Genomic DNA, 15,729 nt, shown 5'->3' with positions numbered 1-15,729 from the left:
CGCCGCTTATGACATTAGATCATGTATTTAAAAACAACGAAAAATGGATCAAGGAAAAACTCTCCTTAGACCCCGATTATTTTAAGGAATTAGGAAAAGGGCAAAGTCCGGAGTTCCTTTATATTGGTTGCAGCGATAGCCGTGTTACGGCTGAAGATCTTATGGGTTTGGGGCCCGGCGATGTTTTTGTGCATCGGAATATAGCCAACATGGTTTCGGGAATCGACCTGAATGCCATGTCGGTAGTGGAATACGCCGTAACCCATTTAAAAGTAAAACATGTGGTGGTTTGCGGCCATTATGCCTGCGGCGGTATTAAAGCGGCTATGCAATCCGCTGATCTTGGTGTTTTGAATGGTTGGTTGCGTAATATTCGGGATGTCTATCGATTACATAAAGTAGAGCTCAACGAAATAAAGGATGAGAATAAGAAATACGACCGCCTGGTTGAATTAAATGTAAAGGAACAATGTGTAAATCTTATTAAAACGGCAGCAGTACAAAAGGCTTACCGGGCACGTGGTTTACAAGTTCATGGTTGGGTTTTTGATGTGCATACCGGAAAACTTATTGATCTGAAAATAGATTTTGAGAATTATCTTAAAGACATCATGGAAATTTACCATCTGGATTAAAAAAGAAAAAAGGCTTATTGCAGGCTTTTTTTAAGGGGTGTCATTTGCTTCTTCTTTGGCCTTTTCAGTTTCCATATTTACCAATTCGCCATTAATAGTAAGAATGTTTGGTAAGATTGCAGGCACCAAACTTTTAACGGGTATGTAAAGTACGGAACCTTCGAGATCGGATTTTTCCATAAATGGTATTTCCTTGTTGAGGCGATCAAAAATCACCAGAATAATACTCAAGATCAAAGCGATCTTGAGGGCACCAAAAACGGCTCCAAAAATTTTATTGATAATCCCCAGCGCAGCAAAATCGGCCAGTTTGGTAAGTGCTTTTCCGGCCAGTGAAATGGCCGCAACAATGATAACAAAGGTAATGATGAAGGCAGCTACCTGTATGGTCTTTTCCTCCCAGCTGGTTTGTTCTTTAAGAAAATCGCCGGCATAATGACTAAAATAAATAGCCCCAAAAACACCGGCTACCAGAGCCACAATGGAGGCTATCTCTACAAATAGTCCGTTTTTAAAACCACGCCAAATTCCGAAGCCGATCAGGATCAGTAACACAATGTCGATTGCACTCATAAGCAAAGCATTTAAACAAATATAATATAATAGTCACAAGTAGGTTTATTAACTTTGCAACTTTAAAATTATTATGTCTAGAGACGAACAATTAAAGGCGCGCTGGGAGCAGGTGGTGCATAAATTATCGGAAAAATTTGCTGATGGAGATCCTTTGGATCTGGATGCTATAATTTACCTGATCGGGGTTCAGGAATTGGGTCAGTTTCACCGGAAATTTAAGAAGGATCAGAAACTTGACCTCATGCATATTGCCATTTGCAAACTTTTGATGCCGTACGGCTATTACGAACTGGATTTTGTTGATGATGAAGGATGGCCTCATTATAAGGCTTTGGAACAACTCCCGCCATTGAAGGCCGGTGAACAGAGCTTATTGATGAAAGAGGCCATAGTAAACTACTTTTTAGAAGCTGAATTTATTTCGTGAATCGGGATCGCCGATTGGAGTCGCGTTAGGCCTGCCTGCCGGCAGGCAGGGATTGAAACGGCATCCTTTTTTTTGACGTCAGGAGAAAAAAGATATAGTGGAAAGCCCGACGGTACCGCCCCGGAAGGCGGGACCGGAACGCCCAAAAACAGAAAATCAATGGATTAGATTTTGGGATAAGTTGCTGCCGAACACTTCGTTTTGCGGATAATTTGATTAAATTTGCCATCATTTTTGGAACTTATGATAGATAAGATAAAGGAACATATTGCCGAAGCGAAAGCGTTTAAAGCGCAGACCAAAGAGGAGGTTGAGGCATTCCGCATAAAATATTTAGGTAAAAAAGGCTTGCTGAACCAGTTCTTTGCCGACTTTAAAAGCGTGGCGAACGACCAGAAAAAAGAATACGGACAGGCGCTGAATACTTTGAAAAAGGCAGCGGAAGACCGCGTTAACGACCTAAAAGAGGCCTTGGATAAAAAGGAAGATACCAAAGGATATTATGGTGATCTTTCGCGTCCGGGTGCTGCTATTGAAATTGGGGCAAGACATCCGATATCGATCGTGAAAAACCAGATCATTGATATTTTTTCACGCATTGGTTTTAATGTGAGTGAAGGTCCGGAAATTGAGGATGACTGGCATAATTTTACCGCGTTGAACCTTCCGGAATATCATCCGGCGCGCGATATGCAGGATACCTTTTTTATTCAAACGAATCCGGATATTTTATTGCGTACGCATACGAGCTCTGTTCAAGTGCGTTACATGGAAAATAATAAACCTCCTATTCGCACGATCTCTCCGGGCCGCGTTTATAGAAATGAAGCGATCTCGGCGCGTTCGCACTGTTTTTTCCACCAGGTAGAAGGCTTGTATATTGATAAGGATGTGAGTTTTGCCGATCTGAAACAAACCTTACAACACTTTACCACAGAGATGTTTGGTAAGAGTAAGATCCGTTTACGTCCGTCGTACTTTCCATTTACAGAACCAAGTGCTGAAGTTGATGTTTACTGGGGATTGGAAACCGACATTGATTACCGTATTACCAAAGGTACCGGTTGGCTGGAAATAATGGGTTGTGGTATGGTTGATCCGAACGTTTTGGAGAACTGTGGCATCGACTCAAAAACCTATTCCGGTTTTGCATTTGGTATGGGCATAGACCGCATCGCGATGTTATTGCATCAAATTGGTGATATCCGCTTGTTAAGTGAGAATGACGTACGCTTTTTGGAGCAATTCAAGAGTGCGCTGTAACTAAACTATTACTTTTAAATAAATTATAACCGAAGCTAATAACTTCGGTTTTTTATTTTAACATTTTCTTAACTTCGTTTAGTTCGGTACAAAACGAACCAATATGTATCTTTGCAAACTCAAAGATGCTATGGAAAAACAAATTTGTAAACAAAAACAGAATCTGGTTGAAAAGCTCGGCGTTCTTATGGAGAACACGGAGTCCCTGGCCCCATTGGCCTCGCGGATCCTGGCGTTTATTATCCTTACAGGAAAAGCCGGGACGACCTTCGAGGATCTTGTTGAGCAATTAGCAGCAAGTAAAAGTAGTATTTCCACCCACCTGAATCACCTGCAGAACTTAGAAAAGATCACCTACTTTACAAAACCGGGCGACCGAAAGAAATATTTTATCATCAATAAGGACATGGTGATCCAGGGTATTGATAAAATGATAGCTTCCTGGTCTGACCAAAAAGCCTTACATCAAGAAATTAAGGCCTATAAAGAGCATGAAAACGAAAATATCTCAGATGAATCTATAAAATTTGATACGGATTTACACGACGATTACATCCAGTTTTTGGATGAAGCGATGGACTCTGTTTCTGAGTTGCGACATAAAATAACCCTAAGACATAAAACTAATTAACTCCCTATGAAAAAGAAGTACTTAATTCCCCTTTTGGCGGCCGGCTTAATAAGCTTGTTGTTCTTTAATTGTAAAGACAATGCCAATTCTGGTGGGCAGGCTAACCGCCCCCCGGCCTCTTTTCCGGTAGCGGTATTACAACCCAAAACGATTACAGGTTTTGAATCGTATCCTACACATATTGAAGGGATCGTGAGTAGTGCCGTTCGTGCCAAAGTTTCCGGTTATGTAAAGAACGTGCTGGTAGACGAAGGACAGCCTGTCCGCAAAGGTCAGACCCTTTTTAAATTAGAGACCCAGGCATTGAGTCAGGATGCCGACGCCGCCAAAGCACGAGTTAATGTAGCTCAGGTAGAAGTTGATAAAATAAAGCCTTTAGTAGATCAAAACATTATAAGTGCAGTACAATTGGAAACCGCTAAAGCCAATCTCGCTCAGGCGAAAGCTAATTACAACAGTATCATAGCGAATATCGATTACGCTACTGTAAAGAGTCCGGTTGATGGTTATGTGGGGACAATAAATTTTAGACAAGGCGCTTTGATCGGACCGAACGATCCCACCCCTTTAACCATGGTTAGCGATATCAGTCAGGTTTATGCTTTTTTTAGCATGAACGAGATAAGTTATCTGGACTTCTTACAGAAAACGCCCGGAAAAACCCTGGATGAAAAGATCAAGAACTTCCCGAAAGTACAATTGATCCTTGCTAATGGTGAAACCTATTCAGAGGAAGGCACTATTCAAACAGCTTCAGCACAATTGAATAATGAAACCGGAACGGTAAACTTCAGAGCTGTTTTTGACAATCCTAATCAGTTGCTTACCAACGGAAACAGTGGTACTATTAGAATTCCTACCACCTATAAAGATGCGGTGGTGATCCCACAAGCGGCAACCTTTGAAGAGCAAAACAAAATCCTGGTTTACAAATTAAAACCGGACAACACGGTTAGCGCCGCGGTAATTAAGGTGAAAGCCGACATCGACAATCTTTACGTGGTTGCATCCGGCCTTAAAAATTCGGATACCATTGTAGCCAATGGTGTTGGTAAATTACGCAGTGAAATGCCCATTACGCCTCAGCAAACGGCTTATGATAGCATCGTAAAGCCGATCAAAACCTTATTCAGAAACTAGAAACTTATATCCTATGTTAAAGAAATTTATTGAAAGACCTGTACTTTCTACAGTCATTTCCATAATTATATTGATGCTGGGGTTTATAAGTATCTCGACCCTACCCATTGAGCAATACCCTGACATTGCGCCACCAACCATTCAGGTGCGTGCCAGTTATCCGGGTGCCAATGCCGAAACTGTACTAAAAAGTGTGGTGGTTCCTATTGAAGAACAGATCAACGGGGTACAGGGCATGACCTATATTACCTCATCGGCCTCTAACGACGGGAGCGCCAATATTACCGTATATTTTGATCAGAACGTAGACCCCGATATTGCAGCTGTAAACGTTCAGAATCGTGTTGCTCGTGCTAATCCATTTTTACCTCAAGAGGTGAAACAAGGTGGGATCCTGACGCAAAAAGAGGAAACCAGTGCCTTGATGTTTTTGTCTTTATATTCAACCACGGATACTTACGACGCCACCTTTATTCAAAATTATTTGAAAATAAATGTGGTTCCTGAATTACAGCGGATCAATGGTATTGGTAATGTGGGTGTGTTCTCGCAACAGGATTACGCAATGCGTATCTGGTTAAAACCTGAAAAATTAGCAACCTATAATTTGATTCCTTCAGACGTAACAGCGGCGTTGCGCGAGCAGAACCTGGAAGCTTCTGCCGGATCATTGGGAGAAAATAATGGCGAAGCGTTTTCATATGTGATCCGTTACAAAGGTCGTTTTCAAACGGAAAAACAATATTCAGATATCATCATCAAGGCCCTTGATAACGGTCAGTTCCTGCGCTTGAATGATATTGCAGATATTGAACTAGACGCCCAATCGTATGATTCAAATGCTGTAAGTTTAGGACATCCTGCCGTATTCATGGGTATTTTTCAAACCAAAGGATCGAACGCTCAGGAGATCATAGAGAACGTTAAATCGGCTTTGTCAAGAATAGAAAAAGATCTCCCGAAAGGCCTGCATATTTTCATTCCTTATGATACCAGTTTGTTCTTATCAGCCTCTATTGAAAAAGTGGTATCTACCCTTATGGAAGCCTTCCTGCTGGTGTTCCTTGTGGTATTCATATTTCTACAGGATTTCCGATCGACCCTTATTCCGGCGATAGCCGTACCGGTCTCGATCATTGGTACTTTCTTCTTCCTGAATTTGTTTGGGTATTCCATCAACCTCTTAACCTTATTCGCATTAGTTCTGGCCATTGGTATTGTAGTGGATGATGCTATTGTAGTGGTAGAAGCTGTGCATGCAAAGATCGATCAAGGTGAGAAGGATGCAGAGAAGGCTACCATACAAGCCATGCATGAAATATCTGGAGCGATCATCTCGATAACTCTGGTGATGGCTGCGGTATTTGTTCCTGTAACCTTTATTGAAGGTCCAACCGGCGTATTCTACAACCAGTTTGGGGTAACGCTTATTATTGCGATATTAATTTCTGCGGTAAATGCCTTAACATTAAGTCCGGCGCTTTGTGCTCTGTTCTTAAAACCTCATGACGAAGATTCACTGGCCAATAAAGGCTTTTTCAAACGCTTTTCCGTGGCTTTCAACCGTGGCTTTAATGCTACGGTGAACAAATACGGACATTCCTTACAGTTCTTGAATCGCAAGAAATGGATCCCTATCGGATTTTTGATTTTGGCTTTAGTTGGGATTTTCTGGACGTCGAATTCCATTCCTAAAGGATTTGTTCCTAATGAAGATCGTGGTATCATTTTTACGAATATCGAATTACCGCCGGGAGCTTCCTTAGACCGAACCAGTGAGGTGACGCATGATCTGTATAAAAAGATCGTTCCGGTTCCGGGTGTTGAAGATATGTCGTTCATTCGCGGGCGAAGTTTAATTAGTGGTTCCGGAAGTAACTATGCTATGGGTTTTGTTAAATTAAAAGATTGGAGTGAGCGTGAAGCGGATTCTCTATCTACTGATGCCATTACAAAACGCTTATTTGGTGTAGCAGCTACCATTCCGAATGCGAATATTATTTTCTTCGCACCACCGAGTATCCGCGGTTTTGGTAACTCGGCCGGATTTGAGGTGAACTTATTGGACCGTTTCGGAGGAAGTTTCAAAGATCTTGATGCTGCCAATAAACAGTTCATTGGTGCTTTGATGAAGCATCCGGAAATACAATATGCGCAGTCTTCGTTCAACACGAACTATCCGCAATATGAAATGGAAGTCAATGTGCCCCTGGCTAAAGAGAAAGGCGTTCCTATTAATAGTATTTTTTCAACCTTGCAAGGCTATATAGGTGGCGTGTATGCTTCAGATTTTGAACGCTTCGGAAAACAATTCCGTGTATATATTCAATCGTTACCGGAAGATCGTACCGACCCGGAATCTTTGAACAGCATGTATGTGCGCACCGGATCCGGAGCCATGGCGCCCATTACGCAATTTGTGAATTTAAAACGCGTTTACGGACCGCAATCGGTAACCCGATTCAATTTATTCAATTCAACAAAAATCACCGGAGCCACTAATCCCGGCTTTAGTACCGGAGATGCTATTCGGGTGATCGATGAAGAAGCGTCCAAACTGCCAAACAACTATACCGTGGCCTATTCCGGCTTAAGCCTTGAAGAGGTTAAAGCAGGTAATCAAACAACATTTATTTTAATATTGAGTATTTTGTTTGTGTACTTCCTGCTCTGTGCGCAATATGAAAGTTATATCCTGCCATTAGCGGTGATTCTGTCATTACCCTTGGGTGTGTTTGGAGCATATTTGAGTGCGAAACTAATGGGACTAGAAAACAATATTTACTTCCAGATTGCACTGATCATGTTGATTGGATTACTTGCGAAGAATGCAATTCTGATCGTTGAAATTGCACGTCAGCGCAGAATGAAACAGCATGAAAGTATATTACAAGCCAGTATCGATGGTGCCAAAGCAAGATTACGTCCTATATTGATGACCTCCTTCGCTTTTATCATCGGATTAATGCCGTTGGTATTAGCCAAAGGTGTGGGATCATTAGGAAACCGCTCCATTGGTACAGGTGCCGTAGGTGGATTACTCGTTGGAACCTTATCAGGTATTTTCGTGATCCCGATGTTGTTCGTGGCATTCCAATGGGTACATGAAAAAGTATCAACCAAAGCCCCAATTAAAACTATTGAAGACTAAGAACCATGAGAGGTATTTCAAAATATAAAGTGATAAGCAGAATAGGTCTGATGTTGGTGTTAGCCCTAACACTACACAGTTGTTTCGTGGCAAAAAATTATGAGCGCCCGGAGTTTAATAGCACCGAAAATCTGTATCGTACGGATATGTTGCCTAATGACAGTATTTCCATGGCCAGTGTACCCTGGGAAACCTTGTTTACAGACTCATATTTAAAGCAATATATCGCCGAAGGGCTAGAAAATAATCTGGATATTCGTATCGCCATGCAGCAAATGATCGCTGCGGAGGCTTATATGAAACAAGGGAAAGCAGGTTATTTACCAAGTTTGAGTGCTAAAGCCACAATGACCCATCAGGAATTATCAAAAAACAGTCAGTTTGGTTCGTTCTTCGACGGGGCTATCGAGCAATTTGAAACTTCGGCAAACCTATCTTGGGAAGCTGATATCTGGGGAAAGATCCGCAGTAATAAACGAGCTACCGGAGCTAATTATTTAAAAACGGTAGCCGCACATCAAGCGGTAAAAACACGGTTGATCTCCACTATTGCCAGTACCTATTACCGGTTATTGGCTTTAGATGCCCAGTTAAAAGTGACCAGAACCTCGGTAAAAACCCGGGGAAATAGTGTAGAGACCATCAAAGCCTTGAAAAAAGCCGGGCAGGTGACTCAAGTAGCGGTAGATCGTAATATCGCCCAATATAATAATGCAAAGGCGTTACAGGTAGATCTGGAAACAGCCATCTTTAAGACGGAAAATGCATTGAGTATTTTATTAGGAAAACCGGCGCAAACCATAGCACGGGATTCCTTGAGCGCACAACATATCGATACCAATATTACCGCAGGTGTTCCTGCACAGTTATTGGCCAATCGCCCGGATGTTAAGGCCGCCGAGTTCAATTTGGTTCAAAACTTTGAGCTAACCAATGTAGCGCGTGCGAATTTCTATCCATCGCTTACCATTAACGCTACCGGTGGATTACAAAGTCTGGAACTGGATAAACTGTTTGATGCTAATTCACTTTTCGCCAATATTGTAGGTGGTTTAACCCAACCCATTTTTAACCAGCGTCGGGTAAAAACCCAGTATGAAGTAGCCAAAGCACAACAGGAACAAGCCTTACTAAATTTCAAAAAAACGCTTTTAACAGCGGGTAACGAGGTATCGAATGCCTTATATACCTATAAAGCTGAAACAGAAAAATACGATTACCGCAACAATGAAGTGGTTGCCTTGCGCCAGGCGGAAAAGAATTCCGAAGCCTTGCTGGAAAATGGTTTTGCCAACTATCTGGATGTATTAACGGCCAGACAAAGTGCTCTGAATGCCGAGCTTAATGTAATTGACAGCAAACTACAACAATTGTTGAGCGCCGTGACTTTATATGAAGCTTTAGGTGGTGGTGTACAATAGGTTTTTGGTTTTATAATTATGAAAAAAGACATTCATATCCCGAAAGTGGACCAGGTTTATATCGCTGTGGTGAACGAGCATAACGACGTTTACAATACTGACGATTGGAATGCTTATATCATTAACGATCGGGAGGAAGATCTGGAGCTCGTGCTTATTGTGAGCAACGGCTATTCTGAAACTAAAAAAACCGCTACCTTCCGTAAAAAACTAGATAAACTTCCTAAAAAAAGTTATGCAAAGATCGAACTGATGACCGAGGAATTGTTTGCACTTAACAACCAGTTCAAGGTCTCCTTTTTTATTGGAAATCAAATGTTCGATAAAACCTATCTATTCCGTAAGAACACTATTAATAAAAAAGCGTTACAGCCTATTCCTTTAATGGCGGTTAAGGGTGTTTTGGTGAAATAGGCTTCACATCACCCTTTTTCATTTTTATTTTTTTGTAAGATTTTTTTGAGTATATTGACCCTCAAGTTAAGATTACAACCATTAAACAATTATGAAAAGGACGAAATCCCCAGCCCTTTTAAGCCTGCTATTTTTGATAATTCTATCCTGTGGCAGTTCCAGTGAAGAACTGCCTAAAGAGCAACCCAAAATTATTACTGATGACTTTAAATTAATTGCGGTTTCTGATCGTGGTAATGTTTTCGAAATAGGCAATAATACCGGAGCTATTACTTTAACCGCCGCCATCGAAAAAGAAAGTGATGCCACCTTTTTAGGAACAAGCTCAATAACGGCTTCAGCAGATAAAATATATGCCATTGAATACATTTATAATCCTTTACCTACTAATAATCTTTTGGTATTTGATAGGCAAAATGGAACCACTCAAAAAATACCTTTAGTTCTACCTTCAACAATAAATGGAGAAGAAAGAGGAATTTTTGCTCTATCATGGGACAATAATAATCTCATTGGAATTTTATCTGAAAATGTTTTGATGAATAATTCAACAAAGCACCTTATCAGCATTAACCTTCAAGATAATTCAGTAACTGAATTAGGAATTTCTTTCAACGAGGATAAAGTTAGTTCAATGAAAAGAATTAATTCAAAATTATATATCTCGACCTGGGGAGAAGGTTTCTTAATAGTGGATCTTGACAATAAATCAGTAACCCATTTAAGTTCCATCAATGGTAGTAGATTAGCTGCTATAAACAATTCTGAATTAGCAATAATGCAACCTGTTTCGGGCTCTTTAGGTGGCGCAAAACCAGGCATAATTGATTTGAATACACAGACGGTTTCTGACACCTCAAATGGAGAAACTTTTGGACTTGTAACCGTATTTGGCAATACCATCTACAAAAATGGCATTTATCTAAATCTGGTAAGTTCGAACCGTTTGAATTTATATTTAGGCATTTTAAAGTCAACTATTTCAACGAATACAAACTCTGTTGTAGCAATAAATTCAACAAACGTTAATAGGAATTTAATAATCATAGGCACAACCAATTAATAAAATAACGGTTTGCGAACAGGTCTATAATTTATAATAGCCGGCCTTACAAAATCGTAGCCAAACCTTTGGCATCATTTTTAAAAAAAGAATGACAAAAACATTTAAAACTTTGCTTGTGATCTTAATTTCACAAATAGCATTTAGTCAAGACTATCAGAAGGAATTTCAAAACTATTTTGAGGCAAATGATACTTTAAATCAATTAAAAACCTTAAAAAAATGGGAGTCAATAAACCCAAAGGACGCCGAGCTTTTCACGAGTTACTTCAATTATCATTTCATGAAATCCCGAGTTGAAGGGATCGTATTTACCAAAGAGCAACCAAAAGGAGAAAGTATTGAAATAAAAGACAGCATCAATCAAAACGCCGGTTATTTAGAAGGTCAAATTCATTACAAGCAATCAGAATTATTGAAAGGATTGAAAAAAATCGATGAAGGCATTGCCCTTTACCCAAACCGACTCGATATGAGATTTGGTAAAATCTATGTATACGGGCAAACTATGGATTGGGAAAATTTCACCTCCGAAATTTTAAAAACAATCGATTATTCCGCAAAAAATAACAACGAATGGACCTGGACTAACAACTTAAGTTATGATGGTGGAGAGCAAGAGTTTCTTCTGGATATTCAGAACTATCAGTTGCAATTATACAATTCCGGAAATGACGAACTCCTTAAAAACATGAGGCAAATCGCCAATAAAGTTTTACAATACTATCCTGATCACATTGAGAGTTTATCTAATTTATCTATAACCTATTTACTTACAGGTGATTACGACAATGGTATAGAAGTGCTTTTACGTGCTGAAAAAATTAGCCCTCAAGATTACATCGTTCTTGGAAATATTGCCCTTGGATATAGACAAAAAGGTAACAAGGAAAAAGCCATCGCATATTATGAAAAGGTCGTTGAATTTGGCGACGAAGAAGCCAGAGAATTTGCAAAACAGCAGATAGCGGAATTAAGAAATTGAAAAGGTATTTGACATTAACCAAAATTCGAATATAAATGAAAAAACAAATCACACTACTATTTACCCTTGGCTTGCTTACTTGCAGTATGGCAATTTCTCAGGAGGTTAACTTCGAAAAATTTATTAATGAGATACAGAAGACCAACTCAGAAGCAGGTGAAATTAATTTGACCTGGTGGATTCCTAAAGAATTCTGGGAGGTTACTTTTAAGCGTGAAAAGACGATGCAGGAAGATCAAATAGAAGAACTTTTAGAAATACTGGATCCTTATGTAATTTTTGCCGTTGTTGATGGTGAAGTAGGCCCTTTTGGAGGCCTTACATATACACCTTCAGATAGTATCGCAAAAACCATTAAGATTATAGATACAGATAATGTTGTTTACAGGCCGATTGAGACCAATAATTTAAATCCGAACATTCAAAATTTATTATCTGCCTTTAAACCGATTTTAAAAAATATGATGGGGCAACTAGGGGAGAATATGAATTTTTATGTTTTTTCAGATAGAAAGGATTCAAACGAAAGGCTTGCAGATCCGCTTACCAAAGGACAGATCCAATTAGCTTATTGTAAAAAGAATTTCATTTGGAAATTTCCAATAGGATCTTTGCTACCCTTAAAAACCTGTCCGGTAGATAATGAATTGCTGAATGGCTCGTGGAATTACTGTCCGTTTCACGGTGAAGCGCTAATAACAAAGGGATAAATTCATTGCTAGGTTCTTGCCTATTGGAAAATCCTGCGGATTTTCCTAAGGTTAGTTTTTTTGCTAAATTGGTTACTTAAAATCGCAACAAATCTTACACAAAACGTTGGGTAAACATATGACCGAACAATGAAATTCATCATTTTAATCATAATATTACTTCTGACTTTTAGTTGTTCAAACGAAAAAGATATAGCAGAATTTGAAAAGATATTGGGAAAAGAAAACAGCGAAACTCTGACTTATCTCGTAAATGACTTTGAATCTGACTTCCTAAAAAGGCAATATCCAAATTTAAATACTAAAAAAGCCTATAAACAATTCTTAACAGAATTATCAAAAGAACAAACGGAATACTGGAAAAAAATATCGAAAAACACCAGAGAATATTTCGAAAAAAGCAATCTGAGATTAGAAATCTATAGCGTTCCAGATTCAATTTGGATTGAACGTAACCCAGAAAAATTGACTTTAAGCAACAGCAATGTTCCCATGTTAAAAATCAAGCAGAAATATTTAATGCCAGATGGAACTTTTGACTATAGTACTTCAGAATCATCTTTTCTAAATAAAGAACCAATAAATGAGGATTCAATAATCGAATCTCGAAAAAATTGGATTGATATAAATTATTTTGGTAGTTATTCAAGAGCATTAAATTCAATATCAAAAAAATCGGATTTTCTTGTTGACTATCTTGATATACGTGAAGCAGCTGGAACGATTGACCCAAAATTTATTGCTAAACGAATGTTAGAATCTAAAGTCGATTTAAACGACTATTTTATTAAGCGATTAATCATAACTGAAATAGTCTATTAAAATAAAATACGTTTGCCAACAACGTCTAAAATTCATTGCTTGGTTCTTGCCTCTCCGGAAAATCCTACGGATTTTCCTACGATTCGGTTTTAATTCCTTAATTTGGTCCTTAAATCCTCCTCAAACCAGATACTAATTATTGGCTCCAATGTAAAATGAAAAAAATCATATACCTCTTTACGATCTTATTCATCATTGCCTGTAAAGACAAAAACCCCGAATTAGATAAGTTAAAAACTGAAAATGACAGTTTAAAAGTTCAGATAAACGCACTTAAAAACAGACCTGATAAATCCACTTATGTTACACTCGCTAATACAGCTACAGAAGAAATAACTTCAAGTTTTAACGGGCAAACGTATCAATTAAAAATCTCATATCCTAAAGGTTATTTTAAGGAGAAGGAGCAACATTATCCTGTCTTATATGTCATTGACGCCGAAACTAATTTTGGTGGTGTGAGTTATATTGTTCAGAGGCTCATTAAGGATAAACTAATTCCTAAAATCCTGGTGGTTGGTATAGCATACAATACGGATTACGACAGCTTTTACCAACTTAGAAGCAGAGATTTAACCCCCGTCAATGATCCAGATCTAAAAATTAGTCATAATAAAACTATTGATCCTACCGGTGGTGCTCCCCTGTTCTGTAAGTTCATGGAGAATGAATTATTTCCATTTATTGAAAAAAAGTTGCGTGTAAAAGAAAACGATCGGGCAATTTACGGGCATTCTTATGGGGGACTTTTTGGCACATATGTGCTGTTAAGTAAGCCCCAATTATTTCATAGATATTTATTGTTGAGTCCTTCGCTTTGGTTCAAAGACAATATGATGATTAATCAAGTGAAAAATAAAAACTTGGAGTATACCTCAAAGAAGATATTATATATGGCTTCCGGAAAACTGGAACCCAGAATAGACGACCTTCAGATCGATTTTATCCACCTTCTAAAAAACAAAAATGTTACCAACCTGGATATAAAATCCGAAGTCAAACAAAACGAAACACATCGAACTATTTTTGGTGTTGGGTTTACCAATGGACTCCGATATATTTATCATAAATGACTTTAAATATCAAGCCGGCTACGTTATCAGATTTTGAAACTGTTTACCACTTTATTTGTGAATTGGAAGAGGTGTCTTTTGATAAAGAAAAAATGCGTGTGATCTTTGAAGAGAATCTCAAGAGCCAAAAAATTATTTACCTGATTGGGTCTTATCAAAATGAACCTGCCGCATTTTTAAGTTGTCATTTACAAAACCTCCTGCACCATAATGGTATGATTGCCGAAATTCAAGAATTATTTATTCTTAAGAAATTCAGGAGAAAAAAATTCGGAAGCATTTTGATTGACTATTTAATTGCCTTATTAAAAAAGAAAAAAGTATTCCAATTGGAAGTCACTTCAAATAAAGTAAGAACAGAAACGCTTCATTTTTATAAATCCATTGGATTTACAGACTCACACATAAAATTTGTAAAGCCTTTAATTTAAGCAAACATGAAGATACTCCCAGGTATAATTTTCGTATTAATTCTAAGTGTTTTAGGTTGCAAGGACGGAAAAAACAATTATGCTGAAAAAGAGCCACTAAGCATTAATAAATCTGAAACCGGTAAACCAACAGTAAGTTTTACTTTTGATGATGGTTCAACACAGGACATTGCAGGATTTCCATTCAAGGAGTGGAATCAAATGATCTTGACGCATCTTGAAGAAGAAGATTTAAAAGCTATATTTTTTGTTACCGGCCAAAACAAATTAGACGAAAATGGTCAATTCTTACTAGAAAGCTGGACGAAAAATGGTCATAAAATTGCAAACCACACGTTTACGCATCCCAACTTTAATGCTGAAAAGAACAATGCCAATGTTTTTGAACAAGAACTCAAAGCAACAGACACAATCATTTCAAAATTTAAAAACAGTATAAAACTATTTCGTTTTCCATATTTAAAAGAAGGCCAAAACAAAACAAAAGTTGATAGCCTTAGAAACATACTGGCCGCATATGGCTATCATAACGGATATGTAACCATCGACACCTCAGATTGGTATATAAACCAACGTTTAATAAACAAAATTCGAAAATTAGGATTTGAAAACACGGCTATTGAAAAGTTCCGGGACTTTTACTTACAGCATATTTTAGAACGTGCTAATTATTATGAAAAGCTATCTTTTGAAATCAATAAAAACCATATTCATCATGTTATTTTGTTGCACCACAACTTAACATCCGCATTATTCCTGGGCAATCTCATTGAGCGATTTAAGGAAGAAGGTTGGGATGTTACCGATGCTGATAAAGCTTATAAAGATGACATTTTTAAGGACATCCCCCGTACTGAATTTGCAGGTGAAAGTTTAATTTATTCTCTAGCCAAACAAAGTGGTAATTATAATAATTCCTTACGATATCCCGCTGAAGATAGTCGATATGAAAAAGATAAAATGGATAAGCTTGGCTTGTAGATAGAT

The 15,729-nt window shown here is 38.3% G+C and carries 16 protein-coding genes; 15 read left to right on the top strand and 1 reads right to left on the bottom strand.

The window, feature by feature from the left end; translation table 11 throughout:
* Positions 1 to 8 precede the first annotated feature (8 nt).
* The gene (locus tag ABD682_RS04135; RefSeq protein WP_344739301.1) at positions 9 to 635 is read left to right on the top strand and encodes a carbonic anhydrase; all 627 of its coding nucleotides are present in this window, start codon (positions 9 to 11) and stop codon (positions 633 to 635) included.
* 30 nt (positions 636 to 665) lie between these two features.
* Here ABD682_RS04135 and ABD682_RS04130 read toward each other — a convergent pair whose 3' ends face one another.
* A complete protein-coding gene (locus tag ABD682_RS04130) occupies positions 666 to 1,208 on the bottom strand; it encodes a CvpA family protein (protein WP_344739299.1) in 543 nt (180 codons plus the stop codon).
* A 73-nt stretch (positions 1,209 to 1,281) separates the two neighbouring features.
* On the opposite strand from ABD682_RS04130, the gene ABD682_RS04125 reads away from it, so the two are divergent.
* The 14 genes from ABD682_RS04125 (at position 1,282) to ABD682_RS04060 (ending at position 15,723) form a co-directional block, all read left to right on the top strand.
* Positions 1,282 to 1,638: a hypothetical protein gene (locus ABD682_RS04125; RefSeq protein ID WP_344739297.1), complete on the top strand. Its 357-nt coding sequence runs from the start codon at positions 1,282 to 1,284 to the stop codon at positions 1,636 to 1,638.
* Positions 1,639 to 1,881: 243 nt separating this feature from the next.
* Entirely contained in the window at positions 1,882 to 2,901 is a 1,020-nt protein-coding gene (gene pheS / locus ABD682_RS04120) for a phenylalanine--tRNA ligase subunit alpha (protein WP_344739295.1), read from the top strand.
* A gap of 130 nt (positions 2,902 to 3,031) precedes the next feature.
* A complete protein-coding gene (locus ABD682_RS04115) occupies positions 3,032 to 3,532 on the top strand; it encodes a GbsR/MarR family transcriptional regulator (protein ID WP_344739293.1) in 501 nt (166 codons plus the stop codon).
* A gap of 6 nt (positions 3,533 to 3,538) precedes the next feature.
* Positions 3,539 to 4,672, top strand: coding sequence for an efflux RND transporter periplasmic adaptor subunit (locus ABD682_RS04110; RefSeq protein WP_344739291.1), 1,134 nt, complete (start codon positions 3,539 to 3,541; stop codon positions 4,670 to 4,672).
* Between the two features lie 13 nt (positions 4,673 to 4,685).
* Complete coding sequence (locus ABD682_RS04105) at positions 4,686 to 7,823, top strand: efflux RND transporter permease subunit (protein WP_344739289.1); 3,138 nt, start codon at positions 4,686 to 4,688, stop codon at positions 7,821 to 7,823.
* A 5-nt stretch (positions 7,824 to 7,828) separates the two neighbouring features.
* Complete coding sequence (locus ABD682_RS04100; protein ID WP_344739287.1) at positions 7,829 to 9,244, top strand: efflux transporter outer membrane subunit; 1,416 nt, start codon at positions 7,829 to 7,831, stop codon at positions 9,242 to 9,244.
* 18 nt (positions 9,245 to 9,262) lie between these two features.
* A complete protein-coding gene (locus tag ABD682_RS04095; protein ID WP_344739285.1) occupies positions 9,263 to 9,658 on the top strand; it encodes a hypothetical protein in 396 nt (131 codons plus the stop codon).
* A 91-nt stretch (positions 9,659 to 9,749) separates the two neighbouring features.
* Entirely contained in the window at positions 9,750 to 10,721 is a 972-nt protein-coding gene (locus ABD682_RS04090; protein WP_344739283.1) for a hypothetical protein, read from the top strand.
* A 91-nt stretch (positions 10,722 to 10,812) separates the two neighbouring features.
* Positions 10,813 to 11,706 (top strand): tetratricopeptide repeat protein, encoded by an 894-nt coding sequence (locus ABD682_RS04085; RefSeq protein WP_344739281.1) that lies wholly within the window; start codon positions 10,813 to 10,815, stop codon positions 11,704 to 11,706.
* A gap of 35 nt (positions 11,707 to 11,741) precedes the next feature.
* Positions 11,742 to 12,416 carry a hypothetical protein gene (locus tag ABD682_RS04080; protein WP_344739279.1) on the top strand — a complete coding sequence of 225 codons (675 nt, stop codon included), beginning with the start codon at positions 11,742 to 11,744 and terminating at the stop codon, positions 12,414 to 12,416.
* Between the two features lie 129 nt (positions 12,417 to 12,545).
* Complete coding sequence (locus ABD682_RS04075; protein WP_344739277.1) at positions 12,546 to 13,238, top strand: hypothetical protein; 693 nt, start codon at positions 12,546 to 12,548, stop codon at positions 13,236 to 13,238.
* Between the two features lie 155 nt (positions 13,239 to 13,393).
* Positions 13,394 to 14,311: an alpha/beta hydrolase gene (locus ABD682_RS04070; protein ID WP_344739275.1), complete on the top strand. Its 918-nt coding sequence runs from the start codon at positions 13,394 to 13,396 to the stop codon at positions 14,309 to 14,311.
* A complete protein-coding gene (locus ABD682_RS04065) occupies positions 14,308 to 14,742 on the top strand; it encodes a GNAT family N-acetyltransferase (protein WP_344739273.1) in 435 nt (144 codons plus the stop codon). Before ABD682_RS04070 ends, ABD682_RS04065 begins: the two co-directional genes overlap by 4 nt.
* Before the next feature lie 6 nt (positions 14,743 to 14,748).
* The gene (locus ABD682_RS04060; RefSeq protein ID WP_344739271.1) at positions 14,749 to 15,723 is read left to right on the top strand and encodes a polysaccharide deacetylase family protein; all 975 of its coding nucleotides are present in this window, start codon (positions 14,749 to 14,751) and stop codon (positions 15,721 to 15,723) included.
* The last annotated feature ends 6 nt before the right edge of the window (positions 15,724 to 15,729 follow it).

The organism is Gaetbulibacter aestuarii, assembly GCF_039537665.1.
In the GTDB taxonomy this organism is placed as follows: Bacteria; Bacteroidota; Bacteroidia; order Flavobacteriales; family Flavobacteriaceae; genus Gaetbulibacter_A; species Gaetbulibacter_A aestuarii.
The sequence above is the reverse complement of the archived record's forward strand: the minus strand, read 5'-3'. Positions and strand labels throughout refer to the sequence as shown.